The 22,397-nt window shown below is 70.2% G+C and carries 24 protein-coding genes; 13 read left to right on the forward strand and 11 right to left on the reverse strand.

The features are described from left to right. Positions 1 to 116: 116 nt before the first annotated feature. Positions 117 to 719, forward strand: a complete 603-nt coding sequence (locus AB0K15_RS02540) for a hypothetical protein (protein ID WP_364044660.1) — start codon at positions 117 to 119, stop codon at positions 717 to 719. Between the two features lie 92 nt (positions 720 to 811). On the opposite strand, the gene AB0K15_RS02545 is transcribed toward AB0K15_RS02540, so the two are convergent. Together AB0K15_RS02545 and AB0K15_RS02550 are read right to left on the reverse strand one after the other, a co-directional pair. Next, complete coding sequence (locus tag AB0K15_RS02545; protein WP_364044663.1) at positions 812 to 1,129, reverse strand: NIPSNAP family protein; 318 nt, start codon at positions 1,127 to 1,129, stop codon at positions 812 to 814. Then, positions 1,126 to 2,244, reverse strand: coding sequence for a 5-methyltetrahydropteroyltriglutamate--homocysteine S-methyltransferase (locus AB0K15_RS02550; protein ID WP_364044666.1), 1,119 nt, complete (start codon positions 2,242 to 2,244; stop codon positions 1,126 to 1,128). The genes AB0K15_RS02545 and AB0K15_RS02550 overlap by 4 nt, the downstream gene beginning before the upstream one ends. Positions 2,245 to 2,327: 83 nt before the next feature. Between AB0K15_RS02550 and AB0K15_RS02555 the strand changes: the two genes are divergently transcribed. From AB0K15_RS02555 to AB0K15_RS02595, 9 genes are all read left to right on the forward strand, one after another. Beyond that, positions 2,328 to 3,668: a nucleobase:cation symporter-2 family protein gene (locus AB0K15_RS02555; RefSeq protein ID WP_364044669.1), complete on the forward strand. Its 1,341-nt coding sequence runs from the start codon at positions 2,328 to 2,330 to the stop codon at positions 3,666 to 3,668. Positions 3,669 to 3,687: 19 nt separating this feature from the next. Next, positions 3,688 to 4,479 carry an IclR family transcriptional regulator gene (locus AB0K15_RS02560; protein WP_364044671.1) on the forward strand — a complete coding sequence of 264 codons (792 nt, stop codon included), beginning with the start codon at positions 3,688 to 3,690 and terminating at the stop codon, positions 4,477 to 4,479. Positions 4,480 to 4,564: 85 nt separating this feature from the next. Then, positions 4,565 to 5,731, forward strand: a complete 1,167-nt coding sequence (locus tag AB0K15_RS02565; RefSeq protein ID WP_364044674.1) for a cytochrome P450 — start codon at positions 4,565 to 4,567, stop codon at positions 5,729 to 5,731. Between the two features lie 5 nt (positions 5,732 to 5,736). Continuing rightward, positions 5,737 to 6,060 carry a 2Fe-2S iron-sulfur cluster-binding protein gene (locus AB0K15_RS02570; RefSeq protein WP_364044677.1) on the forward strand — a complete coding sequence of 108 codons (324 nt, stop codon included), beginning with the start codon at positions 5,737 to 5,739 and terminating at the stop codon, positions 6,058 to 6,060. After that, positions 6,057 to 7,292, forward strand: a complete 1,236-nt coding sequence (locus AB0K15_RS02575; RefSeq protein ID WP_364044679.1) for an FAD-dependent oxidoreductase — start codon at positions 6,057 to 6,059, stop codon at positions 7,290 to 7,292. Before AB0K15_RS02570 ends, AB0K15_RS02575 begins: the two co-directional genes overlap by 4 nt. A 26-nt stretch (positions 7,293 to 7,318) precedes the next feature. Next, complete coding sequence (locus tag AB0K15_RS02580) at positions 7,319 to 8,494, forward strand: 4-hydroxybenzoate 3-monooxygenase (RefSeq protein ID WP_364044682.1); 1,176 nt, start codon at positions 7,319 to 7,321, stop codon at positions 8,492 to 8,494. A 769-nt stretch (positions 8,495 to 9,263) separates the two neighbouring features. Next, positions 9,264 to 10,079 carry a MerR family transcriptional regulator gene (locus AB0K15_RS02585; protein WP_364044685.1) on the forward strand — a complete coding sequence of 272 codons (816 nt, stop codon included), beginning with the start codon at positions 9,264 to 9,266 and terminating at the stop codon, positions 10,077 to 10,079. A 333-nt stretch (positions 10,080 to 10,412) separates the two neighbouring features. Continuing rightward, complete coding sequence (locus AB0K15_RS02590; RefSeq protein WP_364044688.1) at positions 10,413 to 11,144, forward strand: Clp protease N-terminal domain-containing protein; 732 nt, start codon at positions 10,413 to 10,415, stop codon at positions 11,142 to 11,144. A 73-nt stretch (positions 11,145 to 11,217) separates the two neighbouring features. Further along, positions 11,218 to 11,730: a hypothetical protein gene (locus tag AB0K15_RS02595; RefSeq protein WP_364044691.1), complete on the forward strand. Its 513-nt coding sequence runs from the start codon at positions 11,218 to 11,220 to the stop codon at positions 11,728 to 11,730. Positions 11,731 to 11,775: 45 nt separating this feature from the next. Here the strand turns inward: AB0K15_RS02595 and gndA are convergent, their stop codons facing one another. Both gndA and AB0K15_RS02605 read right to left on the reverse strand, forming a co-directional pair. After that, entirely contained in the window at positions 11,776 to 13,212 is a 1,437-nt protein-coding gene (gene gndA / locus AB0K15_RS02600) for an NADP-dependent phosphogluconate dehydrogenase (protein WP_364044694.1), read from the reverse strand. A gap of 183 nt (positions 13,213 to 13,395) precedes the next feature. Then, positions 13,396 to 14,313 carry an MBL fold metallo-hydrolase gene (locus tag AB0K15_RS02605; protein WP_364044697.1) on the reverse strand — a complete coding sequence of 306 codons (918 nt, stop codon included), beginning with the start codon at positions 14,311 to 14,313 and terminating at the stop codon, positions 13,396 to 13,398. Between the two features lie 274 nt (positions 14,314 to 14,587). Between AB0K15_RS02605 and AB0K15_RS02610 the strand changes: the two genes are divergently transcribed. Beyond that, entirely contained in the window at positions 14,588 to 15,445 is an 858-nt protein-coding gene (locus AB0K15_RS02610; RefSeq protein ID WP_364044700.1) for a helix-turn-helix transcriptional regulator, read from the forward strand. Here AB0K15_RS02610 and AB0K15_RS02615 read toward each other — a convergent pair. Continuing rightward, positions 15,402 to 16,556, reverse strand: a complete 1,155-nt coding sequence (locus AB0K15_RS02615) for a glycosyltransferase (RefSeq protein WP_364044703.1) — start codon at positions 16,554 to 16,556, stop codon at positions 15,402 to 15,404. The genes AB0K15_RS02610 and AB0K15_RS02615 overlap by 44 nt on opposite strands. 169 nt (positions 16,557 to 16,725) lie before the next feature. On the opposite strand from AB0K15_RS02615, the gene AB0K15_RS02620 reads away from it, so the two are divergent. Next, positions 16,726 to 17,574 (forward strand): SAM-dependent methyltransferase, encoded by an 849-nt coding sequence (locus AB0K15_RS02620; RefSeq protein WP_364044706.1) that lies wholly within the window; start codon positions 16,726 to 16,728, stop codon positions 17,572 to 17,574. 62 nt (positions 17,575 to 17,636) lie between these two features. Here AB0K15_RS02620 and AB0K15_RS02625 read toward each other — a convergent pair whose 3' ends face one another. Both AB0K15_RS02625 and AB0K15_RS02630 read right to left on the reverse strand, forming a co-directional pair. After that, positions 17,637 to 17,891 carry a hypothetical protein gene (locus AB0K15_RS02625; RefSeq protein WP_364044709.1) on the reverse strand — a complete coding sequence of 85 codons (255 nt, stop codon included), beginning with the start codon at positions 17,889 to 17,891 and terminating at the stop codon, positions 17,637 to 17,639. A 4-nt stretch (positions 17,892 to 17,895) separates the two neighbouring features. Continuing rightward, a complete protein-coding gene (locus tag AB0K15_RS02630; RefSeq protein WP_364044712.1) occupies positions 17,896 to 18,162 on the reverse strand; it encodes a hypothetical protein in 267 nt (88 codons plus the stop codon). 252 nt (positions 18,163 to 18,414) lie between these two features. Between AB0K15_RS02630 and AB0K15_RS02635 the strand changes: the two genes are divergently transcribed. Then, the gene (locus AB0K15_RS02635; RefSeq protein ID WP_364044715.1) at positions 18,415 to 18,675 is read left to right on the forward strand and encodes a DUF397 domain-containing protein; all 261 of its coding nucleotides are present in this window, start codon (positions 18,415 to 18,417) and stop codon (positions 18,673 to 18,675) included. Positions 18,676 to 18,847: 172 nt separating this feature from the next. Here the strand turns inward: AB0K15_RS02635 and AB0K15_RS02640 are convergent, their stop codons facing one another. Genes AB0K15_RS02640 through AB0K15_RS02655 form a run of 4 tightly spaced genes read right to left on the reverse strand, consistent with a single transcriptional unit; the run spans position 18,848 to position 22,345 of the window. Next, a complete protein-coding gene (locus AB0K15_RS02640) occupies positions 18,848 to 19,396 on the reverse strand; it encodes a hypothetical protein (protein WP_364044718.1) in 549 nt (182 codons plus the stop codon). Continuing rightward, entirely contained in the window at positions 19,389 to 20,519 is a 1,131-nt protein-coding gene (locus AB0K15_RS02645; protein WP_364044721.1) for a hypothetical protein, read from the reverse strand. Before AB0K15_RS02645 ends, AB0K15_RS02640 begins: the two co-directional genes overlap by 8 nt. 12 nt (positions 20,520 to 20,531) lie before the next feature. Further along, entirely contained in the window at positions 20,532 to 20,933 is a 402-nt protein-coding gene (locus tag AB0K15_RS02650; RefSeq protein ID WP_364044724.1) for a FixH family protein, read from the reverse strand. After that, positions 20,930 to 22,345 carry a hypothetical protein gene (locus tag AB0K15_RS02655; protein ID WP_364044727.1) on the reverse strand — a complete coding sequence of 472 codons (1,416 nt, stop codon included), beginning with the start codon at positions 22,343 to 22,345 and terminating at the stop codon, positions 20,930 to 20,932. The genes AB0K15_RS02650 and AB0K15_RS02655 overlap by 4 nt, the downstream gene beginning before the upstream one ends. Between the last annotated feature and the right edge of the window lie 52 nt (positions 22,346 to 22,397).

Below are 22,397 nucleotides of genomic sequence, written 5' to 3' on the forward strand. Positions count from 1 at the left end.
TCCTGGGAGTTTCGCTAAGGGCAGCTGTGAAAGCGCTGTGATTCTCACCCGCTAGAGTGACGCACACTGCGTAGAACTTTCTGTCATTATTCACCCGTTCGGTGGCCCGGTGCGGTATGAATGGACCACTCCTGGTGAAAGGCCCGCTGGTGGACGAAGAGGTTTCGGTCGCCGAGCTACTCGTGCGCGAAGGTTGGGGCGAACGTCTGCCGCCGCCTTCGCGCTCGCGCTGGCGCATGGTCGCTGTGATGGTGGCCGTGGTGGTGGGGTGTGGCGCCGCGGCGATCCTGGTGTCGTTCGGCACCACGGCCAACGACGAGGCCACGCGCCTCACCGAGATGAAGGTCATCGAGATGCCCGACCGCACCGACGGTGCGGGTGGCGTCTCGGAGTCGAACCCACCGCCGGCCACGATCGCGGGGTCCGGCGAGGGGCAGGACTCCGACTCGTCGAGCGACGACGAGACCACCGAGGCCAGTGCCCCGAAGATCACGTCGATCATCGACCCGCTCAATCCGCGCGGCGGTGGCGAGCCCGGCACGACGTCGAGCAGCGACTCCAGCACCGCGAGCAGCGGCTCCGACTCGCCGACCTCGCCCACCGGCATGCCGCCCGGTTCGGGTGGCCCCTCGTCGGACAACCAGCCTCCGCCGCCTCCGCCCCCGTCGACCACGACGAAGCCCAACCGGCCGTGTGTCCTGGGCATCCTCTGCATCTGAGTTCGGCTGCCCGGAAACCCAGCTGGGCATCCCGATGACGAGGGAAGTGTTGCGGCGCGCGGAATCCGACGCGCACCGCAACCGCTCGTGGATCAGCTCTCGTCGTCCGGCATCAGCGGCCGCATGAAGCTGCGGCGGTACCGCACGACGCAGCCCGACTCGTCGCGGATGCGGTCGGCCGCGATGAAGTCCGGGTCGACGCCGAAGAGCCCGCGGTACTGCTCGTACGCGGCGAGGCTCTCGAAGCTGAACAACGCCCTCGCCTCGTCACTCGCGCCCTCCGCGGGCAGGAAGTAGCCGTGGTGCACGCCGCCCTCGCGCGTGACCAGGCGCATCCACGCCTGCGCGAACCGTTCGAACTCGGTGATCTTCGCGGGATCGATGACGTAGTCGACCACGCAGGTGATCACCGGCCCCACACCCGTTCGGCGGTCGCGACGATGAGCTCGAGCTTGCGCAGCTGGTCGTCCGTGGTGAGCTCGTTGCCCTCCTCGGTGGAGGAAAAGCCGCACTGCGGCGAGAGGCACAGCTGATCGATGTCGACGAAGCGCGAGGCTTCCTCGATGCGGCGCACCAACGTGTCCGCGTCTTCCAGCTCGGGGCGTTTCGTGGTCACCAAGCCGAGCACCACGCGCTTGCCCGGCGGGACGAACCGCAGCGGCTCGAAGCCGCCGGAGCGTTCGTCGTCGAACTCCAGGAAGAAGCCGTCGACGCCGAGCTCGCCGAAGAGGGCCTCGGCCACGAACTCGTAGCTGCCCGAAGCCGCCCACGACGAGCGGAAGTTGCCGCGGCACAGGTGGGTCGTCACGCTCATGCCCTCGGTCCGGCCGCGCAGCGCCGCGTTGATCTGCTGGATGTTGCGCAGGTGCAAGGTGTCCGGGTCGCCGCCCATGCGCGCGACGAGCTCACGCTGCGCCGGGTCGTTCAGGTACGCGAGGCTGGTGTCGTCGAGCTGCAGGTACGTACAGCCGAGCTCGCCCATCGCCGTCAGCTGCGCCGCGTACGCCGTGGCCAGGTCGGCGAAGAACTCCTCCAGGTCCGGGTACACGGTCTCGCTCACCGCCGCCCGGCCGCCGCGGTAGTAGATCATGCTCGGCGACGGGATGGTGAGCTTCGGCGTGATCCCGGAGTCCACGTGGGACTTCAGGAACGAGAAGTGCTCGGCGAAGATCGGCTGGTCCAGCCGCACGCGGCCGTCGACCTGCAGGCCGGGCGGGCTGAACTCGAGATCGCCCGCGAGGTTGTGGAACTTCACGTGCAGGCGCTCGTCGCTCTGCGAGATGCCGCCGAGCGAGTAGATGAAGTCCATGTGCCACGACGCGCGGCGGAACTCGCCGTCGGTGGCCGAGGACAGGCCGGCGACCTTCTGCATCTTGATCACGTCGCGGATCGCGTCGTCTTCGACGGCCTTCAGCTGTTCGGCGGTGATCTCACCCGCGGTGTGCCAACGGCGGGCGTCGCGCAGAACCGGCGGCCGCAGCAGGCTTCCGACGTGGTCGGCGCGGAAGGGGGGACGCGGAGTCATGCCTCGCATCGTCACACACAAACCGGCGGTATGCGTCGTGAGAAGATGCGCGATCGGATCCGCGTGAAAGGGGCTGCCCCCCCATGACCAAACACCCGGTCGACCAAGGTCTGCCCGCCGGGCGGCTGCTCCTGCTCGGTCTGCAGCACATGGCGATCATGTACGCGGGATCGGTGGCCGTGCCGCTGATCGTCGGCAGCGCGCTGAAGCTCGACGCGGCGACGATCGCGTTGCTGGTCAACGCCGACCTCTTCGTGGCCGGCATCGCCACGCTGGTCCAGTCCATCGGCATCGGCAAGCTCGTCGGCGTGCGGCTGCCGGTGGTCGCGGGTGCGACGTTCACCGTGGTCAACCCGATGATCCTGATCGCCTCCCAGTACGGCCTCACCGCGGTGTACGGGTCGATGATCGCCTCGGGTGTGTTCGGGCTGCTGCTGGCGCGGCCGTTCGCGAAGATGATCCGGTTTTTCCCGCCGCTGGTTTCGGGCACGTTGCTGCTGGTCATCGGTATCTCGCTGCTCGGCCCGGGCGCGGCGATGATCGCCGGCCACGACACGGAGGCACCCGACTACGCCACCCCGTCGCACCTCGGCATCGCCCTCGGCGTGGTGGCGCTGATCGTGCTGCTCACGCGGGTGCTGCGCGGGTTCGTCGCGCAGATCGCGCCGCTGGTGGCGCTCGCCGTCGGGCTCATCGTGGCGATTCCCCTTGGCCTGACCCAGTTCGGTGGTGTGGGGCAGGCGAGCTGGTTCGGGCTCGCGGCACCGCTGCACTTCGGCGCGCCGACGTTCCCGATCGCCGCCGTGCTGTCGATGTGCGTGGTCATGCTGGTGACGTTCACCGAGTCCACCGCCGACATCATCGCCGTCGGCGAGATCGCGGGCCGCCCGGCCACCGGCGCGGACGTCGCCCGCGGCCTCGCCACCGACGGCCTGTCGGCCATCCTCGGCGGCTTCATGAACTCCTTCCCCGACACCGCGTTCGCCCAGAACGTGGGCCTCGTCCAGATGACGCGCGTGCGCAGTCGCTGGGTCGTCGCGGTGACGGGCGGCCTGCTCGTGGTGATGGGCCTGGTGCCGAAGGTCGGCGCCGCCATCGCCTCGATCCCCGAACCGGTCGTCGGCGGCGTCGCGGTGATCATGTTCGCGATGGTCGCCGCGGTGGGCGTGCAGAACCTCAAGAAGGTCGAGTTCTCCGGCAACCACAACACGTTCATCGTCGCGGTGTCCCTCGGCGTCGGCCTCCTGCCCGCCTTCGCCACCGATCGCTTCGGCACGTCGATCTTCTTCCAGCACTTCCCCGCGTGGCTCCAGACCATCTGCGGCAGCCCGATCACGCTGGCGTCGATCCTTGCGTTCCTGCTGAACCTGCTGTTCAACCACCTGGGGGCCCGCAAGGATCCGGATCTGCTGTCGGCGCCGTAGGGGTGCTTGACTGATACCCATGCGGCACAACGCGCAGCGGCCACCGTCGGTCGTGGAGCGGGTGTTGGACGTGCTGGGCGCGTTCACGTCCGAGCGACCGGTGTTGACGCTGTCCGAGCTCAGCCGGCGGGCCGGGCTGCCGTTGTCGACGACGCACCGGCTCGCGGGTGAGCTCGTGCGGCGCGGGGCGTTGCAGCGCGACGAGCAGGGGCACTTCCGCGTGGGGCTGTGGCTGTGGGAGGTGGCGTCGCTCGCGCCGCACGGGGCGCAGCTGCGGGAGAGCGCGATGCCGTTCCTCGAGGACCTCTACGAAGCCACGCACCAGAACGTGCAGCTCGCCGTGCTCGACGGGGCCGAGGTCGTGTACCTCGAACGCCTCTCCGGTCGCCGCGCGGTGAACGTGATCTCGCGCGTCGGCGGACGGCTGCCGTTGCACGCGACGGGGGTGGGGCTCGTGCTGCTGGCGCACGCGCCGGCCGAGGTGCAGGAGCAGGTGCTCGCGCTGCCGCTCAAGCGGTACACCGGGAAGACGATCCGCTCGGCCGAGCAGCTGCGGCGGGTGCTGGCCGACGTCCGCCGCAACGGCTACGCGGTGAGTGACGGCCAGATCGAGCTGCCCGCGCTCTCCGTCGCGGCGGCGGTGCGCGGCGCGTCGGACACGGTGGTCGCGTCGATCTCCGTCGTCGTGCCGGCCGAGGGAACGGACCCATTGACGCTGGTCCCGGCCGTGCGGGCGGCGGCGCGCGGTATTTCACGGACGCTCGGCGCCACGCTGCGGCTTTCCGAAGACGCGCATCGCGAGACACACTGAAGCTTCCACTCAATGGAAGGCCTGCTGCGGTCAAGCACCGTCAACCAGCACCCTGAGGGCCATCCCGACGAGGTGAGGAGGCCCGGTGATCACGCTCGACGACGATCCGTTCGCCGACGAAATCCTCGTCGACCCCGTGCCGCTGCACCGCCGGCTGCGCGACGCCGGTCCCGTCGTGCGCCTCGGCCGTTACGACGTGTGGGCGATGGCCCGCGCCGACGAGGTCACGCAGGCGTTGAACGATCCCGAGACGTTCTGCTCGTCCGCCGGTGTCGGGCTCAGCGACTTCCGCAAGGAGACGCCGTGGCGCCCGCCGAGCCTGCTGCTCGAGGCCGACGCGCCGGAGCACGACCGGGCCCGCCGCACCGTGACGAGCGTGCTCACGCCGAAGGTCGTGAAGACGTACCGGGACACCTTCGCGCGTGAAGCGGAGAAGCTCGTGGCCACGCTGGTCGAGCGCGGCGAGTTCGACGCCGTCGCCGACTTCGCGGAGGCCTTCCCGCTCAAGGTGTTCCCCGACGCCGTCGGCCTGCCCGCCGAAGGCCGTGAGCACCTGCTGCCGTACGGCGCGATGGTCTTCAACGGCTTCGGCCCCCGCAACCACCTCTTCACCGAGGCCATGGCGCGCGGCGCCGTGGCCCGCGAGTGGATCGCCGAGCACTGCCGCGCCGAGAACCTGGCGCCGGGCGGGCTCGGCGCGCGGATCCACGAAGCCGCTTCGGAGTTCACCGACGAAGAGCGCGCGCTGCTCGTGCGCTCCTTCCTGAGCGCCGGTGTCGACACGACCGTCCACGCGCTGGGCAACGCCGTGTTGTGCTTCGCGTCGTATCCCGACCAGTGGGCCCGCCTGCGCGAGAAGCCGGAACGCTCGCGCGCGGCGTTCGAGGAGGTCGTGCGGTTCACGTCGCCGGTGCAGACGTTCTTCCGCACCACCACGCGCGAGGTCGAGATCGGCGGCGAGCGGATCCCGGCGGGGGAGAAGGTGCTGCTGTTCCTGGCCGCCGCCAACCGCGACCCGCGGCGCTGGCCCGACGCCGACACGTTCGACATCACGCGCCGCGCGGCAGGGCACGTCGGGTTCGGCTCGGGTGTCCACGCGTGCGTCGGCCAGATGTTCGCGCGGCTGGAAGGCGAGGTGCTGCTCGCGGAGCTGGCCCGGCGCGTCACGACGATCGAGCTCGCCGGCGAGCCGCGGCCCCAGCTGTCCAACACGCTGCGCGGTCTCGCGTCGCTGCCGGTGCGGGTCCGGTGAGCGGGATGCCGAAGGTCACCTACGTGCAGCCCGACGGGACCTCTCGCACCGTCGACGCCACGGTCGGTCACTCCCTGATGCGGGTGGCGATCGACCACGGCGTCGACGGGATCGTGGCCGAATGCGGCGGTAACGCCATGTGTGCGACCTGTCACGTCTACGTGGACCCGGCGCGCCTCGACGATCTTGGGCCCTTGTGCTCAGATGAAGAGGAGATGTTGGACTGCACGGCCAGCCCGAGGGCGGCCACCAGCAGGCTGTCCTGCCAGCTACCGGTGACCGAGGACCTCGACGGTCTGGTCCTGCGCTTGCCGGAGGAGCAGTTATGACCACAGGATCCTCGCCCGAGACCGTGCTTGTCGCCGGCGGCGGCCAGAGCGGCTTCCAGGCCGCGGCTTCGTTGCGGGACAAGGGTTTCACCGGGCGGGTGGTCCTGGTCGGCGACGAGCCGGGCGTGCCGTACCAGCGGCCGCCGCTGTCGAAGGCCTACCTCAAGGGCACGGCGGGTGAGGAGCAGCTGCGGCTGCGGCCGGAGGACTTCTTCGCGGAGAAGGGGATCGAGCTCGTGCCGGGGCGAGTGGCTTCGGTGGATCGGGCCGCTTCGCGGGTGGTGCTCGAGTCGGGTGAGGAGCTGGCGTACGACCACCTGGTGCTCGCGACCGGCGCGCGGAACCGGGTGCTGCCGGTGCCCGGTGCGGATCTCGACGGCGTGCTGATGCTGCGGACGCGGGAAGACGCGGATCGGCTGCGCGCTTCGCTGGAAGCGGCTTCGAACGTCGTGGTCATCGGCGGCGGTTTCATCGGGCTCGAGTTCGCTTCGCACGCCGGGCGGCCCGTGACGGTCGTCGAGGCGCAGGACCGGCTGCTGGCGCGGGTGGCGTCGCCGGAGGTGTCGGCGTTTTTCAAGGAGCTGCACGAAAAGGCCGGGCACACGGTGCTGCTCGGAACAGGTGTTACGGCGCTGCACGGCGATGGGCACGTCTCGTCGGTCGAGCTGGCCGATGGTTCGTGGTTGCCTGCTGACCTGGTCGTGGTCGCGGTCGGCGTGGTGCCGGAGACGACGCTCGCTTCGGACGCCGGGCTGACGGTGACCAACGGTGTGGTCGTCGACGAGCACCTGCGCACGGAGGACCCGAAGATCTTCGCGATCGGCGACTGCGCCAACTTCCCGTGCGTCCACGCGGGCGCGGCGACGCGGCTGGAGTCGGTGCAGAACGCCGTTGACCAGGCGCGATGCGTCGCCGCGGCGATCACCGGTGACGCCGCGCCGTACGACAGCCTGCCGTGGTTCTGGACCGATCAGACGGGCGCGAAGCTGCAGATCGTCGGCATCCTCGCGAACGCGGACCAGACCGTGGTGACCGGTGACCGCGCCGAGGGGCGGTTCTCGGTGCTGTCGTTCCGCGACGGTGTGCTGATCGCCGTCGAGTCCGTGAACCGCCCGCCCGACCACATCGCCGCGCGCCGGCTGTTCACGGCGGAGCTGCGCCCGTCGTACGCCGACCTCGAAGCCAGCTCGTTCGATTTGAAAGCCCATGTGAAGTCGCGTTCCGCGGCTTGACGTTCATCAGTACGGAGGTACCCCCGTTGCGCACCCAGGTCGCTGTGATCGGCGCCGGCCCGGCCGGTCTGCTGCTGTCGTACCTGCTCCACTCCGAAGGCGTGGACGCCGTCGTGCTGGAGGCGCGCGACCGCGAGTATGTGCGGCAACGCGTGCGCGCGGGGGTCTGCGAACAACCGACGGTCGAGCTGCTGACGGAGATCGGCCTCGGCGACCGCCTGGCCCGGGAAGGCTTGCCGCACGAGGGTTTTTCGCTGCGGTTCGACGGCCAGGACCACCGGATCGCGCTGACCGAGCTCACGGGGCGGTCGATCACGGTGTACGGGCAGCAGGAGATCGTGAAGGACCTCGTGGACGCGCATGAGCGGCAGGGGTTGCCGTTGGAGTTCGAGGTTTCGGACGTCGCGGTGTCTGATGTGGACACTTCTCGTCCGGTGGTCCGGTACCGGGACGCTGCCGGTGTTTCGCAGGTTATCGAATGTGACGCCGTTGTCGGCTGCGACGGTTTCCACGGTGTCTCTCGTCCGTCCATTCCGGACGGTGTGTTGCAGTTCTTCGAGCGGGAATACCCGTTCGCGTGGCTGGGTGTGCTGGCGCAGACGCCGCCTTCGCACGAGGAGCTGATCTACACGCATCACCCGCGTGGCTTCGCGTTGCACAGCATGCGTTCGCCCGAAATCACGCGCCTCTACCTGCAGGTCGACCCCGGTGAGGACCTCGCGGCCTGGTCCGACGACCGCATCTGGTCCGAGCTGTCCACGCGCCTGGCGGTCGACGGCGAGTTCACCCTGCGCGAAGGCCCGATCCTCGACAAGGGCATCACGCCCATGCGAAGCTTCGTCGCCGAACCCATGCGCCACGGCCGCCTCTTCCTGGCCGGCGACGCCGCCCACATCGTGCCGCCCACCGGCGCCAAGGGCATGAACCTCGCCGTCGCGGACGTCCGCGTGCTCTCCCGCGCCTTGGTCTCGCTGCTCAAGGGCGACCCCACCCTGGCCGACGCCTACTCCGACACCTGCCTCCGCCGCGTCTGGCGCGCCGAACACTTCTCCTGGTTCATGACGACCATGCTCCACATCGACCCGGGCGCCGACGCCTTCGCCCGCCGCCTGCAACTGTCCCAACTCCGCTACACCGCCTCCTCACGCGCCGCGGCGACGAGCGTGGCGGAGAACTATGTGGGGTTGCCGTTCGGCGTTTGATGCTTCGGCTTACGCCGGGGTGCGTGAGTGGACCTTTCGTGCGGTGGTGAGGGTGCGAGGGGACCTTTCGTGCCGTGCTGAGGTCGCGAGGGGACCTTTCGTGCCGTGCTGAGGTCGCGAGGGGACCCGTCGTGCCGTGCTGAGGTGCGGTTGGGACCGGTGGTGCCGCGTCGCCGGGGCTACGAGTCTTTCGTGCTGGGCGGCGGTACGAGTGGACCTTTCGTGCTGCAGAGCGGTCGCCAGGGGACCTTTCGCGCCGCGTGGGTGGCACGAGCTGTCCTCTCGTGCTGTGTGGCAGTCGCGACGGGACCTTTCGCGCGCCGGTGGGTGCGCGAGTGGACCGTTCGGACCGAGGTCGGTGGCGAGTGGACCGCTCGCCCAATGGTGCTGCCGCGACTGGACCTCTCAGGCTGTGTTGTGTTCGCGAGGAGACCTTTCGCGCTGCTGCGGCGGCACGAGTGGACCTCTGGTGTCCCGCAGGCGGCACAAGCGGACCTTTCGCGCTGAGCGGAGGGCGCGGACGGACCGTCGCGTGGTGCCGTTGCGACTGGACTGTCCCGCCCGCCGCGGATGCCGCGAGTGGGCCTTTCGTGCGGTGGATTATGCGCGAGCGGACCTTTCGTCGCGGTGCTGCCGGCGCGAGTGGACCGTTCGAACCAGACCCCGCACGTGAGCGGACCACCGGCCTCCGACTCCTCACCCGATTGCGAACCCACCACGAAGCGCGCTTGACTCTGACACCGTGTGAGACCCGAACGTAGGTGGTGTCATGTTCAGCATCGGAGAGTTCGCCAAGGTCGGCCGCGTGTCCGTGCGGATGTTGCGGCACTACGACGCGCTCGGGCTGTTGAGGCCGGCGCGGGTGGATCCGCACAGTGGGTACCGCTACTACGCGGCGGACCAGCTCGCGCGGCTCAACCGCATCCTGGCGTTGAGTGATCTCGGCATCGGGCTCAAGCAGGTCGCCGAGGTGCTCGACGAGCGGCCCAGCGCGGAGCAGCTGCGCGGGATGCTCAGGTTGCGCCGGGGGGAGCTGGCGGAGCGGGTCGCGGCGGAGACGGCGCGGCTGGCGCGCGTCGAGGCGAGGCTCCGGTTGATCGAAGTGGAGGACGCCATGTCCGAAGTGGACGTTGTGGTCAAGCCGGTCGAGGGTGCTCGTGTTGTTGCGGTCGGGGGGATTGCCGAGTCGTTCGAGTACGAAGACATCGGGCCCGTCGTCGGCGGGCTGTGTGCGAGCCTGGCCGAACGGATGGAGCGCGCGAGCCTGAAGTTCGCCGGGCCGGCCATCGCCTGGTACGAGCCGGCCGACGATCGGGTGCACGTGCAGGCCTGCGCGCCCTACGTCGGGTCGCCCGAGGGTGCCGGGCTGGACGAGGTGGAGCTGCCGGCCCTCGCCCACGCCGCGACGCTCGTCCACCGCGGCACGATGGCCACCATCGCCGAGTCGTACCAGGCCCTCGCGCGCTGGATCGACGACAACGGCTACCGCGCCGAAGCGGGCCACGCGCGTGAGGTCTACCTGCACACCGACGGCGACGAGACGGGCTGGGTGACCGAGCTGCAGATCCCGGTCTCGGCCGCCTGACGAACGCGGCTGGGCCGGCACGCCCGGCCCGGCCCGCGCGGCCGAATCGCCGCGGTTGCGGCCGGTGACCCGGCCGTGCCGAGGGCGACCGGCAGGGCCGACGCAGCCGGAACGGTGAGCGATCCGGCCGCGCCGAAGTCGCCGACCTGCCGGGCCCTCGCGACCCGGCAACCACCGGCCAGGACCAGTCTCCTGCCGATCCAGGCTGTGATCCGACCAACCTCGACCAACCGACAAGTCGACCCCATCCCCAAACCCATCCCCAAACCCATCCCCAAACCCTTCGTCAACCCAAGGTTGACGACACCGAGTCGTCAACCTACAGTTGACGGCATGACCTACCCAGTGAAGCTCGACGACCTCATCAGCGCCATCAAGGCGAACAACGACAAGGACGCCCTCGCGCAGCTGTCCGACGCCGTGTACATGGGTGAGCACCTCGGGGAGCTCGCCGACCACCTCATCGGGCACTTCGTCGACCAGGCGCGGCGAAGTGGCGCCTCCTGGACCGAAATCGGCACGAGCATGGGCGTCTCGAAGCAGGCGGCCCAGAAGAGGTTCGTGCCGAAGGTCGATCCGGGGGGTGATCCGGGCGGGATGATCGAGCGTCTGTACGGCCGCTACAACGACCGCGCGCGGCACGTCGTCGTGGCGGCGCAGCAGGCGGCGAAGGACGCGAAGAGCCCGGGCATCGACACCGTGCACCTGGTGCTCGGGCTGCTCACCGAACCGGCCGCGCTGGCCGCTGGGATCCTGGTGTTCCAGGGCGCCAGCCTGGACGCCGTGAAGGAAGCGGCGGAGGCGCGGTTGCCCGAGCCCGTCGACCCAGTGCCGGACCCGATGCCGTTCACCGCGGCGGGCAAGAAGACGCTCGAGCTGACCCTGCGCGAAGGCCTGCGCCTGGGCCACAACTACATCGGCACCGAGCACATCCTGCTGGCGATCCTGGAGCAGGGCGAAGGCGCCGGCTACGAGGTGCTCGCCGGGCTGGGCATCAAGAAGGAACCGGCGGAGGCGAAGATCCGCGAAGCCCTGGCCGAGATCCTGGCGGCGCGAGGGCAGTGAGGTACGTGGTGCCGGCGGTCGTCGTCGCTTTGCTTCTGGTGGCGGCGACCGCCTGACCCCTAGGCTGGCCCGCATGGCCGACCGGTTCATGGAGGAGTTCCGCCGGGCGTTCGAAGACGCCCAGGGCGACGGCCCTCCCGCCATCCAGAGCTTTGAAATCGTCGAAGACAACGACGAAACCCTCGCCGCCGAAGCCGGCCGCCTGCTGGAGCCGATTGTGCAACAGCTCGCGCTGCTCGGTCCGCAAGGCTGGGAGTGGTTCTCCGCCGAGTTCTCCTTCACCGTCTCCGCCGAGATCGCGCTCCTGCGTTTCTTCGCCGGCAACCAGCACCAGGACGTCTACGTTCCCGAGCCCATCACCGCGATGCTGCGCAACCAGCGCCACGTCGCCGCGCGGATGTCCGCCGGCCCGTGGTGGCGCCTGATCCTGAGCGTGCTCAACAGTGGCCAGCTCAGCGTCACCTACGACTACGGCGATGAACCGTTCCCGCAGCACCAGCTCCTGCCGCCGCAGCACTACCGCGACGACCTCGAGACCTACCGCCGCCCGCAGGTCCCGCCCTGGCTCAGCGAATACACGCGATGAAAAAGAGGCCCCCGCCGAAACCGGCGGGGGCCCCTTCGCAAAAGATCAGGCACCGACCTCGTCACGGGAATCCGTGGCCCACAGCGTGTGGAACGAACCCTCGCGGTCGACGCGCCGGTACGTGTGCGCACCGAAGAAGTCACGCTGACCCTGCACCAGCGCGGCCGGCAGGCGGTCGGCGCGCAGGCCGTCGTAGTACGCCAGCGCGGTGGAGAAGCCCGGCGTCGGGATGCCCAGCTGCACCGCGGTGGAGATGACCGAACGCCACGAGTCCTGCGCGTCCTCGACGGCCTTGCGGAACGCGCCCGCGGTCAGCAGCGTCGGCAGAGCCGGGTCCTCGGCGTAGGCCGCGGTGATGTCGTTCAGGAACTTCGCGCGAATGATGCAGCCCCCGCGCCAGATCGACGCGACAGCGCCCAGGTCGATGTCCCAGCCGTACTCCGTGGCGCCGGCCTGGATCTGGTTGAAGCCCTGCGCGTACGCGACGACCTTCGACGCGTACAGCGCCTGCTCGACGTCGTCGGCGAAGGTCTCCAGCGCAGCGCCCTTCAGCGGCGTACGCGCCGGCCCCGCCAGCCCGCGGGCGGCGGCGCGAAGCGGCTTCGAGCCCGAAAGCGAACGCGCGAACACGGCCTCGGCGATGCCGCTGATCGGCACGCCCAGGTCGAGCCCGATCTGCACGGTCCAGCGGCCCGTGCCCTTCTGCTCCGCCGCGTCCTCGACGATGTCGACGAACGGCTTGCCCGAACCGTCGACGTGCTTGAGCACCTCGGCGGTGATCTCGATGAGGTACGACTCGAGCCGGCCGGTGTTCCACGTCGAGAACACGTCGGCGGTCTCCGCGGGCGAGTAGCCGGCGGCGCCGCGCAGCAGGTCGAACGACTCGGCGATCAGCTGCATGTCGGCGTATTCGATGCCGTTGTGGACCATCTTCACGAAGTGGCCCGCGCCGTCCGCGCCGATGTGCGTGCAGCACGGCGCGCCGTCGACCTTGGCCGAGATGTCCTCGAACAGCGGGCCGAGCGACTCGTACGACTCCTTCGAGCCGCCGGGCATGATGCTCGGGCCGTTGAGCGCGCCCTCCTCACCGCCGGACACGCCCGTGCCGACGAAGTGCAGCCCACGCTCCCGCAGCGCGGCCTCGCGCCGGCGGGTGTCCGCGAAGTGCGCGTTGCCGGCGTCGACGATCACGTCGCCCGGCTCCAGCAGCGGTGCGAACTCCTCGATCACGGCGTCGGTGGGCCCACCGGCCTGCACCATGATCACGATCTGCCGCGGCCGCTCCAGCGCGTCGACGAACTCCTGCGCGGAGTACGCCGGGATGAAGTCGCCCTCGTCGCCGAACTGCTCGACGAGCGTGCGCGTCCGCGCCTCGGAGCGGTTGTGCAGGGCGACCGTGTGCCCGTGCCGGGCCAGGTTGCGGGCCAGGTTGCGGCCCATGACCGCCAAGCCGGTTACCCCGATGCTCGCCTTCTTGCTCATCCGAACCCTTTCCGAAGTCTCTTCTCGCTGCGAGCCTAGCGTCGTTCGGGCCGCGGCGAACCTGCGAGAACATTCACCGGGAGTTCGGGAATGACCCGTACCCGGCGGTTGTCGTCGGGGGCACGGTCTGTGCCCACTCGGTTCCTGGGGGCGAGGCTACGGCGCAGCTGCTCGCGGCGAACCTCAGGAGAAGCAGCGGATCGGCGCACCGTTGTAGGCGACCATGTCGGTGATCGCGGCGACCAGGTCGATCGGCGCGCCCCACTCCGCGCCGTCCAGTTCGGCGTACGCGCGGTGCAGGTTGCCGGCCAGCCGTTCCTGTTCGGACAGGTCCGAAAAGGTCCCGAGATCGGTCTCCTTCGCCAGCTGCAACGGGGAAAGCCCCGCGGCCTTGCCGCGTTCGGCCGTCTCCTGGACGAACTTCAGGTACGCGTCGACGACGTCCACCGTCTCCAGTCCACACGGGCCGCCGTGGCCGGGCAGGATCAGTGCGGGCTCAAGCTCGCGGATCACGTCGAGGGCGGCGCGCCAGCCGGCGATCGAGCCCATCAGCGCGAACGGGCTGCCGCCGTGGAAAACCAGGTCACCCGCGAACAGCACGCGCTGCTCGGGCAGCCAGGCGAGCACGTCGTTGGTGGTGTGGGCGGCGTGCCCGGGGTGCACGAGCTCGATCGCGGTGTCGCCCGCGTGGACGGTCAGCCGGTCGTCGAACACGACGTCGGGCGCGCGCAGCTCCAGGTGGCCCCAGTCGTTGCCGACGAGCGCGCCCTCGTAGGTCTCGATGCCGGCGGCGAGCATCGCGTCGCGCGTCTTGCGCTGGCCGATGATCGTCGCGGCGCCGACGAGGTAGTTGCCGTTGGTGTGGTCGGAGTGGTGGTGGGTGTTCACGAGTGTCGTGACGGGTCCCGTCGTGGCCTCCGCGGCGGCCAGCAGGGCGCGCGTGCGCCGCTCGGTGGCGCACGTGTCGATGAGGACGGTGTGGTCTCCTGCGGACACGAAGCCACAGTTGTTGATGAACCAGGAACCGTCGGGCTGGACGTAGCCGAAGACACCGTCTGCGAGGCGCTCGACCTTCGCGGCGCCGGGGGAGCGATCGATCACGCCCGCCACTATGCCGCAGAACCGACTGGCGCAGTACCGGGCGCCGGAGTAGTCCGGATGGAGCAGTGGCGGTGTCCGAAAGGCGCTATCTGGCCTGGTCCAGGCGAGTGGCACCCAGGGTGACTGGCTTTTCGGATCATTTCCTGGAACGCTGCGCGGTGTCATCATCGAACCCCGTTGGGTAAAGGCACTAACCTGGGTGGTTCGAACGTTCGCGCGTCGGCAGTGGTCGAGAGACCGCTACGGCGGTTAGTGGTCCGGGAGAGCAAGGCTGATGGCGAGCACCGTCACCTCGCGCCGGAAGCAGCTCGGAAACGAGCTCCGGCATGCTCGAAACGCCGCGCGGATGACACAGCAGCAGGTCGCCGAAGTTCTCGGCTGCACCCAGGGCAAGGTCAACAAGATCGAGTCCGGAGCAGTGGGGGTCAAGCTCGGAGATGTGCGATCGATGCTGAACGCGTTCGGGATCAACGGCGAAGAAGCCGACACCCTGATGAACCTGGCCCGCGCCGCCGCCGGCCAGCGCGGCCACTGGTCGGGCTACCGGTCGGTGGTGCCCCACTGGTTCCGCACCTTCACCGACCTCGAGCCGGCCGCCGCGGAGATCCTCACCTGGCACGGTGAGCGCATCCCGGGCCCGCTGCAGTCCGAGCACTACATGCTCAAGCAGTTCACGGAGGCGGGTGCGACCGACGTCACGTCGCTGGTGCGCAACCGGCTCGACCGCAAGGCCGTGTTCGACCAGCAGCAGCCGCCGTACTACCGGTTCATCGTGAGCGAGGGCGCGCTGCGCCGCGCTCCCGGCGGGACCGCGCCGGCCGTGATGCTGGACCAGGTCGAGCACATGCTGGCGCTCGATCGCTACCCCCGCGTGTACGTGCACGTGCTGCCTTTCGGCGCGAAGCTCGCCGCGGTGCCCAACGACTTCACGATCATGCGCTTCCCCGACCGCACGCGGGACTTCGTCTACATCGAACACTCCGCCGGCGGGCTCTACCTCGACGACGTCAAGGACTTCAACATCTTCGTCGACTCGTGGGACCGCCTGCGCGGTGCGGCACTGGAGCGCGGCGAGACGCGGCAGTTCCTCAAAGAGCTCGCCGAGGGCTACCGGGCGCAGATGTCGCAGTGATTTCCAGCAGCGGCACGGTTTCTTCCGCGCCGGGTTGGCTGTTGATCTCCTCCTGCACGCGCTGAGCCGCCTCGCGCCACCGCGGTTCGGTGAGCAGCCGCACGGCTGTCTCGTGGATTTCCTCCGGTGTCGCGGGTTCCGGGTCGAGCGCGACGCCGGTGCCGAGCCTCGTGGTCTGGCGCGCGTTGCCGGGTTGGTCGGCGCCCATGGCGAGCACGAGCGACGGCAGACCGTGGGCCAGCGCGCCCAGCACACTGCCGGACCCGCCGTGGGACACCACGAGGTCGATCGACGGCAGCAGCTCGGCCTGGGGCACGAAGCGTTCGACGCGGACGTGCGCCGGTTGCGGCCCGAAGACGGCGGGGTCGAGCTGGGTGCCGACGGTGGTGGTCACGTTCGCGGTCAGCCGCGCGAGCCCCGCGAGCGTGCGTTCGAAGAGGTCGCCCGACGCGGTGTTGAAGTCCGTGCCCAGGGTGAAGTACACGCCGGGCGGCTCGTGTCGCGGCCGGGGCGGGATCGGGTCGCCCTGGCGGAACGAGAACGTGCCGGGCGGCACCGGCGAGGCCGGGTCGCGGATCGACGGCGGGAACGGCGACAGCACGAGCTGGCCCTCCAGCATCGTCAGCTCCGGGTCCGCCGGCAGGCCGTGCCCGGAGCGCAGCTCGTGCAGGGGTTCGGCCACGAGGTCCTTGCGCAGCAACGTTCCCGCGGCCAGCACGAGGACGTTCACGCACGGCACGCCCAGCCGTTCGGCGGCGATCGCGGCGCCGAAATCGACCTCGTCCCGGATCACGACGTCGGGCCGCCAGTCGCGGATGATCTCCAGCAACGCGGCGGCGCGCTCACGGCCCGCGCGGCGGGCGAAGAGCTCCTGGATCTCCCAGTCGTCGCGCGCCGGGTCGACGGGCGGCAAGGGCTCGCGCTTCGGTGCGGCTCGCGCGCGGGGCGCGCTCGTGGCCAGCGCCGTGAACCCCGCGCGCTCGATCGCCGGCCCGTGGCTGCCCGCGCCGGCCACGGCGACGGTGTGCCCGCGCGCCGCGGCCGCCCGCGCGACGGGCGCCATCGGGTCGAAGTGGCCCCGTCCGCCGACGAAGGTGAAGAGGAAGCGCATTCCCGGCAAAGTAGTGGTTGACAACGGGGCTGGTCGCGTCGTTTTCCTGGGCTTCCGCCACAGCAAGCCCCGATCGGGTGTCACTCGATCGGGGGTCGGCTGCGGGACGCGCCGGGAGATCGGCAGACTGGTCCGCACCAGCACACCGCGGGTCGGAAAGGGACAGCTGATGACACAGGTACCGGATCCCGAAGCCCCGGAGGGCATCGACCTCGAGCGGCCCAACGCGGCCCGCATCTACGACTGGTTCCTCGGCGGCACGGCCAACTGGGCCATCGACCGCGAGTTCGGCGAACGCGCGGTCCAGACCTTCCCCATGATCAAGACCATCGCGAGGTCCGGGCGGGAGCTGCTCGGCCGCACCGTGCGCTACATGGCGCGCAACGGCATCGACCAGTACCTCGACCTCGGCTCCGGGGTGCCGACGGCGGGCAACGTGCACCAGATCGCCACATCGGAGAACCCCAACGCGCGGTGCGTGTACGTGGACAACGAGCCCGTGGCCGTCGCCCACTCGCAGATCCTGCTGGAGCGGGAGGGCGTCGCCGACCGACACGCGGTGCTGCAGGGCGACCTGCGTTACCCGGGTGACATCTGGCCGCGTGCGCTCGACACCGGCGTGCTGGACCCGAAGCGCCCGATCGGGTTGATCATGTCCGGCGTCCTGTACTTCATCGGCCGCGAGGAGGGGGCGCACGAGATGGTGCGCAAGTACCTCTCGCTGGTGCCCTCGGGCTCGTTCTTCATGGCCTCGCACATCACGCTCGACGGCGTGCCGGAGTCCGACGGGGACAGCCGCGAGTCGATCCACGAGCAGTACAAGCAGTCGAGCACGCCGATCCACTTCCGCTCGCGCGCGGAGTTCGCGGAGTTCTTCGACGATCTGGAGCTCGTGGACCCCGGTGTGGTCTGGGTTTCGGAGTGGCGGCCGGAGGAGGGCGAGTCGCGCAACAGCGACCGCATGGCCGCCGACCCGTCGTTCAGCGGCGGCATCTGCGCTGTGGGACGGAAGCCGTAACGACGAAAGCGCGCCCCGGGAGGGTGGCCCGGGGCGCGCTGGTTCGGTGGTCTGTGTCGCGCTTACGCGCGGGACGGGCCCAGCCCGTGGACGAGCGGTGCGAGGTCGACGCGCGCCTCCAGCGGCCTCGTGGCGCGGACCAGGTCCGGCTGGCGCGGGGCGGGCACGTCGAGGTCGGTGTCCCAGGTGACCGGGCTGCGCAGCGGCGCCTGGATCAGGCTGAAGCCGAAGCGGTTGCGCAGCTCGTGGTTGATCCCACGCCGGCCGTGAGTGTGTTCATCCTCACGGCGGAAGAGCGTGGTGAGCCGGACGGCCATGAGATCACACCCCCAGTTCCGATAGCGGTGACCGGGGCAGATCCGCTCCGGCCAGACCGAGGCAGCTTTCGCACGGCATACCCACGCCCGGCGCCAGCCACTCGACGTGCGTCCGGGGAAGTGTTTCCCCGCACCGCGCGAGCACCACAGGAGAAGAACCGGCTGCGTCCACCTCGAACACGTGCACGACGCGGCGGGATTCGCCGGCCCTGCCGGGAGCGAGCCTGCCCGTCATGAGCACGTTCGCCGTCATGCTGTCCTGGATGATCACGCGGTCCCTCCCCCCGAGGTCGGCGACGGTTCGTGGACTCCGCTGGTGGGTTGGGCCGAATGCAGCAAGCCATTCACCCACCATCGGCGCCCCGATCGATGCGATTAATCCTACTCCTGGAATAATCTTCATGTCGAGATCGGGCCGAGTTGATCACCCGCTTGGCCCTGCGGTTTGCTCCGTAGTGACAGAAAGAAGCCGGGGACGTGCGTGGCGACCGCACGCCCTGCAGGAGGCTCGGAGGTACGACCCATGACGGATTATCCGTCGCTCCAGGATTACGACCCGAACAAGGCCGAGGGGCTGTTCGAGGACGCTGCCTGGGAGAAGTCGTTCGCCAGTGAGCCCAACGGCGGCAGCTGCGTCGAGGTCAACCTGGGCCGTTCCGACCTCGTCGGCGTCCGCGACACGAAGCTCGCGTCCAGCCCGGTCTTCGTGTTCGACCGGGGCGAGTGGGAGGCCTTCCTGGTCGCGGTGAAGGCCGGGCAGTTCGACCTGCCGCCCGGTGCTTGAGGCGGGTTCGCGATTCACGCCGGAACCCGCATGCGGGCCTCGCCGTGAGGCTTTCACCAACTATCACTCGAACGAGTGATTCTCGCTGACCCAGGGTGGTTGCCCGGCCGAAAGCACCCCCATGTGGCGTTCGGTGCGTTGAACGCCACATAGGAGTGCTCGGGGCAGTGGGTCAGGCGGTGGCCGGCACCTCGCCACCCCGCAGCCGTTCGCGGGTCCGGCGCCAGGCGATGACCACGAGCACGACAAGGCCGATCAACGGCAGGCTGCTGATCGCCCAGCTCAACCCCATCGGCGGTCCCGGCTGGGCCAGCACGGGCAGGCTCTTCAGCTCGCCCGTGCCCTGGCCCTGGGGGCCGTTGATCGTGAAGCGGAACGCCCACGTGCCCTCCGTCGGCAGGGCGCGGATGTCCAGCCCCCAGACGTCGCGCTTGCGCGGGTGGCGCGCCAGCGGCTGTGGCCGTGGGAACGCGGTCGCGGACGGGTTGTGCAGGGCGAGCGTGCCCGTTTTGGTGCCGATGCCGCCGTCGGGGATGAAAGTGAAGTCGAGCGACTGCATCGCCCGCAGTGGCCACGTCGAGAAGCCGACGGTGAGGCCGTAGGGCCCGGCTTGCACGCGCTCCGTATGGACGATGTTCACCGGCTCGTACGCGTTGGCCGGCAGGGCGGTGGCGAGCAGCAGGCCGATGACCGCACCCAGCGCCAGCAGGGTCTTACGCATGGGTCTGCACCTCCGAAGCCGGGGCGAGCAGGCGGAGCATGCCACCGAAGCGCCAGCCCGCGAAGCCGCCCGCCGAACCCAGCACGCCGGCGGCGAGGCCGGTCGCGAGAACCGCCGTGAGGTCACCGACGTGACCGGAGTAGACCAAGCCGCGCTGCACCAGCAGGGTTGCGCCGACCAGGAGCCCGGCCAGCCCGCCCGCGAGCACGGACACGCGGCCCAGCTGCCAGCTCCGCCGTCGGGCGAGGAGCAGGTAGGCCTCGACCAACGCGGCCACCGGCAGGAGCGCCATCGGCATCAGCGCGGGCATGTCCGGCACGCCGCTCACGTAGTCGCGAACCGGCAGCCCCACGAGGTCGGCGTACGCGCGCGCGGCCCACGGTGAGAACCACCAGAAGACGGCCTGGATCACGGCCAGGATCGCCGCTGTCGCCACGGCGCCGCCCGGCCGGCGCAGGAACCCGGCGCCGGCGAACACGAGCAGCACGGACAACAGCGTCGACCCCACCGACGTCGCCTCCACCGGGTCGAGGTCCACCTGCTGCAGTCCCAGTGCCGTCACCGCGCTGAACGCGATGAGCACGGCCAGCGAGCCGAACACCCCGATCCGTCCCCAGCTGTGCTCCCGCGCGGCGGCGAAGACCATCGTGGTGCCGATGATCGACAGCGTCACCGAGAGCAGCAGCCCGATGTGCGGCGGCGAGTCGATCACGGCGTCGAAGCCGTACAGCCCGTGCCACCACTGGTCCCACAGCCCGTAGAGCAGGAACAACGCGGCGCCGACGCCGGACACGAGGTAGCCCGCCGGCGCCGCGAACGTCCGGCCGAACACCCCGATCGCGCGCCCGCCGATGCGCGGGTCGACCGGCCGCCCGGCGCGCTGCGCGGCCGTGGTCAGCAGCACCACGGCCAGGCTCGCGAGCCCGACGATCGCGCTGCCCGAGTACAGGAACAGGTGCGGCAACGTGAAGAACGTGTCCGGGCCGACGTCGTCGTGCCACTGCACGTCCCAGGTGAGCCCGACCATCGAGATCATCGACCCCGCGAGCACTGTGCACGCGGGTGCCATCCCCGGCCTTCTCGTCGCGGTGACCACCCGGGCCCCCGACGCGGTGAGATCCATCCCCGGCCCTCCTTACTGGTTGACCAACACGGGAAACACGACTTGGCCGGTGCCCGCCGGCCCACGCAGGGAGACCGTGATCTCCCACTGGCCCGCCATCGGCAGGCCGACTTCGGCGGCGCGGAAGTGCCCCGGCCCGTCGGCGGTCGCCGGCACGGGCGTGATGGCGTGGCCCATCTGCGGCATCACCGGCTCCACCGTCACGCCGTCGACGGCGGGACCGGTCACCGCGAACGCGAACGTGTTGCCCCCGACGCGTGGCGCGTCGGACGACAGCTGCACGGTGTACGGACCGGTCGTCGACTTCAGCACGGTGGGACCGCTCGGCCCGCCGCCGAGGAGCAGCCAGCCGGCGACGACGGCGGCCACCACCACGACGACGCCGATCAGCACCACCGGACGGTTCGTTTTCATGGGCCCCCTCCGGGAACAGCCGGCACGTCGAGCGCCACCGGCACGGTCAGCACGGACCAGCCGCGCTCGGCCTGCAGCCACAGCCGGTAGCGGCCGGGCGCGGGAAACGTGTACGTGAAGGGCACATCGGGCCCGTACGCGGCGACGGTCTCGTCCGGCACGCCCGTGAGACCCGGTACGTACGGCGGCATCGCGTGCGCGTGGGCCCAAGCCGGCGCGGTGGCGGCCGCGGCGCCGACGCCGTTCGCCGACGGCAGCGGCCCGACGACGATCAGGTGGCCCAGCATGCCCAGCCACGGCTGGAGGTCGCCGGTGGGGAAGTGCGCGGTGACGGTGACCGGCGTGCCGGCTTGCACAGCCGTGGTGGTGACGTCGATCGGTACTCCGTCGACGACGCGTTTTCCCGGCCCTGCGGGGACTTCGGCGGGGTTGCCGGTGACGCCGTTGAAGTCCACAGTGGACCGGGACAGCTGAACGCCACCGCCGCGTCGCTCGAGTTCCGCGGCGACCGCGTAGGTTCCGGATTCCGGTGGGGCGAAGTCGACGCGGTATTCGCCGGGTGCCACTCGCACCGGGTGCAGGTGCCACAACCGGCCCGAGGGCGAGATGGCGATGAGGTGCACCAAGGCGTCGTCGTGGATCACGAGGTCGTCGGCGGGCCGGCCGGTGGACCCGTCGGTGAAGTGGAGGTCGAGGGATTTTCCCTGCGTGCCAAGGGTCAGATTCACCGGCGGCCGCGAGTAGTCCGTGACGGGCAGGCGCGAGAGTGCGTACGGATCGGTGACGTTGTCGACGGTCGCGTCCAGCTGCGCACCCGGCGCGGGCGGCGGGGGAGTGCCGGTGGACAGCAGTGCGCCGGTGACCGCGACGGCCAGCGCCGCGACCATCCCGCCCGCCGGCAGCAGTGCGTAGGCGGTCCGGCGCGACCGCACGGCCACGACCAGGGCGATCAGCAGAAACGTCCCTGCCGCAACGAAACCGCCGTATGCCGCCTTCTCCCACGGCGGCACCACGCGCGCCGGCACGACGAACGGAATGGTCGCGGTGGTCGTCCCGTCGTTCAGCCGCAGTTCCCACGGTCCGGCGTGGTCGACGCCGACCGTGCCGGAGTACAGCCCGGGCGTCGCGCCGAGCACGACGTCGCCGCGGGAGACCACGACGCCGTCGGCGGCCGCCGCCAGGTGCAGCGGGCCGGGCGCGGTGCCGGTGTGTGTGGCGATGTCGACGTGCAGGTCGCCCGGTGTCACGTCGATCCGCCGGATGATCACGGTCAGCTCGCGGGCGCCGAGGGTCTGCGCCACCTGGATGTCCGTGCCGACCGGCGCCCCGTCGGCGCGCGCCGTGCCGCCGCCGAGCGCGATCCCCAGCGCGCACAGCACCATCAGCAGCGCCGATCTCTTCGTGGTCCCCATCACGGGAAAACGTAACGAGGTCACGGCAGCCGAATCGTCACGGAAGCGGGGG

Source organism: Amycolatopsis sp. NPDC049253 (assembly GCF_040678995.1).
Classification (GTDB): Bacteria; Actinomycetota; Actinomycetes; order Mycobacteriales; family Pseudonocardiaceae; genus Amycolatopsis.

Excerpts from the sequence above, each read along its gene's own strand:
- AB0K15_RS02620 (WP_364044706.1), top strand. The coding sequence starts at position 16,726 with ATGACACAGGTACCGGATCCCGAAGCCCCGGAGGGCATCGACCTCGAG.
- AB0K15_RS02575 (WP_364044679.1), top strand. The coding sequence starts at position 6,057 with ATGACCACAGGATCCTCGCCCGAGACCGTGCTTGTCGCCGGCGGCGGC.
- AB0K15_RS02550 (WP_364044666.1), bottom strand. The coding sequence starts at position 2,244 with ATGACTCCGCGTCCCCCCTTCCGCGCCGACCACGTCGGAAGCCTGCTG.
- AB0K15_RS02560 (WP_364044671.1), top strand. The coding sequence starts at position 3,688 with ATGCGGCACAACGCGCAGCGGCCACCGTCGGTCGTGGAGCGGGTGTTG.
- AB0K15_RS02645 (WP_364044721.1), bottom strand. The coding sequence starts at position 20,519 with ATGGATCTCACCGCGTCGGGGGCCCGGGTGGTCACCGCGACGAGAAGG.
- AB0K15_RS02590 (WP_364044688.1), top strand. The coding sequence starts at position 10,413 with ATGACCTACCCAGTGAAGCTCGACGACCTCATCAGCGCCATCAAGGCG.
- AB0K15_RS02540 (WP_364044660.1), top strand. The coding sequence starts at position 117 with ATGAATGGACCACTCCTGGTGAAAGGCCCGCTGGTGGACGAAGAGGTT.
- AB0K15_RS02610 (WP_364044700.1), top strand. The coding sequence starts at position 14,588 with ATGGCGAGCACCGTCACCTCGCGCCGGAAGCAGCTCGGAAACGAGCTC.
- AB0K15_RS02555 (WP_364044669.1), top strand. The coding sequence starts at position 2,328 with ATGACCAAACACCCGGTCGACCAAGGTCTGCCCGCCGGGCGGCTGCTC.
- AB0K15_RS02640 (WP_364044718.1), bottom strand. The coding sequence starts at position 19,396 with ATGCGTAAGACCCTGCTGGCGCTGGGTGCGGTCATCGGCCTGCTGCTC.
- AB0K15_RS02625 (WP_364044709.1), bottom strand. The coding sequence starts at position 17,891 with ATGGCCGTCCGGCTCACCACGCTCTTCCGCCGTGAGGATGAACACACT.
- AB0K15_RS02570 (WP_364044677.1), top strand. The coding sequence starts at position 5,737 with ATGCCGAAGGTCACCTACGTGCAGCCCGACGGGACCTCTCGCACCGTC.
- AB0K15_RS02650 (WP_364044724.1), bottom strand. The coding sequence starts at position 20,933 with ATGAAAACGAACCGTCCGGTGGTGCTGATCGGCGTCGTCGTGGTGGTG.
- gndA (WP_364044694.1), bottom strand. The coding sequence starts at position 13,212 with ATGAGCAAGAAGGCGAGCATCGGGGTAACCGGCTTGGCGGTCATGGGC.
- AB0K15_RS02655 (WP_364044727.1), bottom strand. The coding sequence starts at position 22,345 with ATGGGGACCACGAAGAGATCGGCGCTGCTGATGGTGCTGTGCGCGCTG.
- AB0K15_RS02585 (WP_364044685.1), top strand. The coding sequence starts at position 9,264 with ATGTTCAGCATCGGAGAGTTCGCCAAGGTCGGCCGCGTGTCCGTGCGG.
- AB0K15_RS02615 (WP_364044703.1), bottom strand. The coding sequence starts at position 16,556 with ATGCGCTTCCTCTTCACCTTCGTCGGCGGACGGGGCCACTTCGACCCG.
- AB0K15_RS02595 (WP_364044691.1), top strand. The coding sequence starts at position 11,218 with ATGGCCGACCGGTTCATGGAGGAGTTCCGCCGGGCGTTCGAAGACGCC.
- AB0K15_RS02635 (WP_364044715.1), top strand. The coding sequence starts at position 18,415 with ATGACGGATTATCCGTCGCTCCAGGATTACGACCCGAACAAGGCCGAG.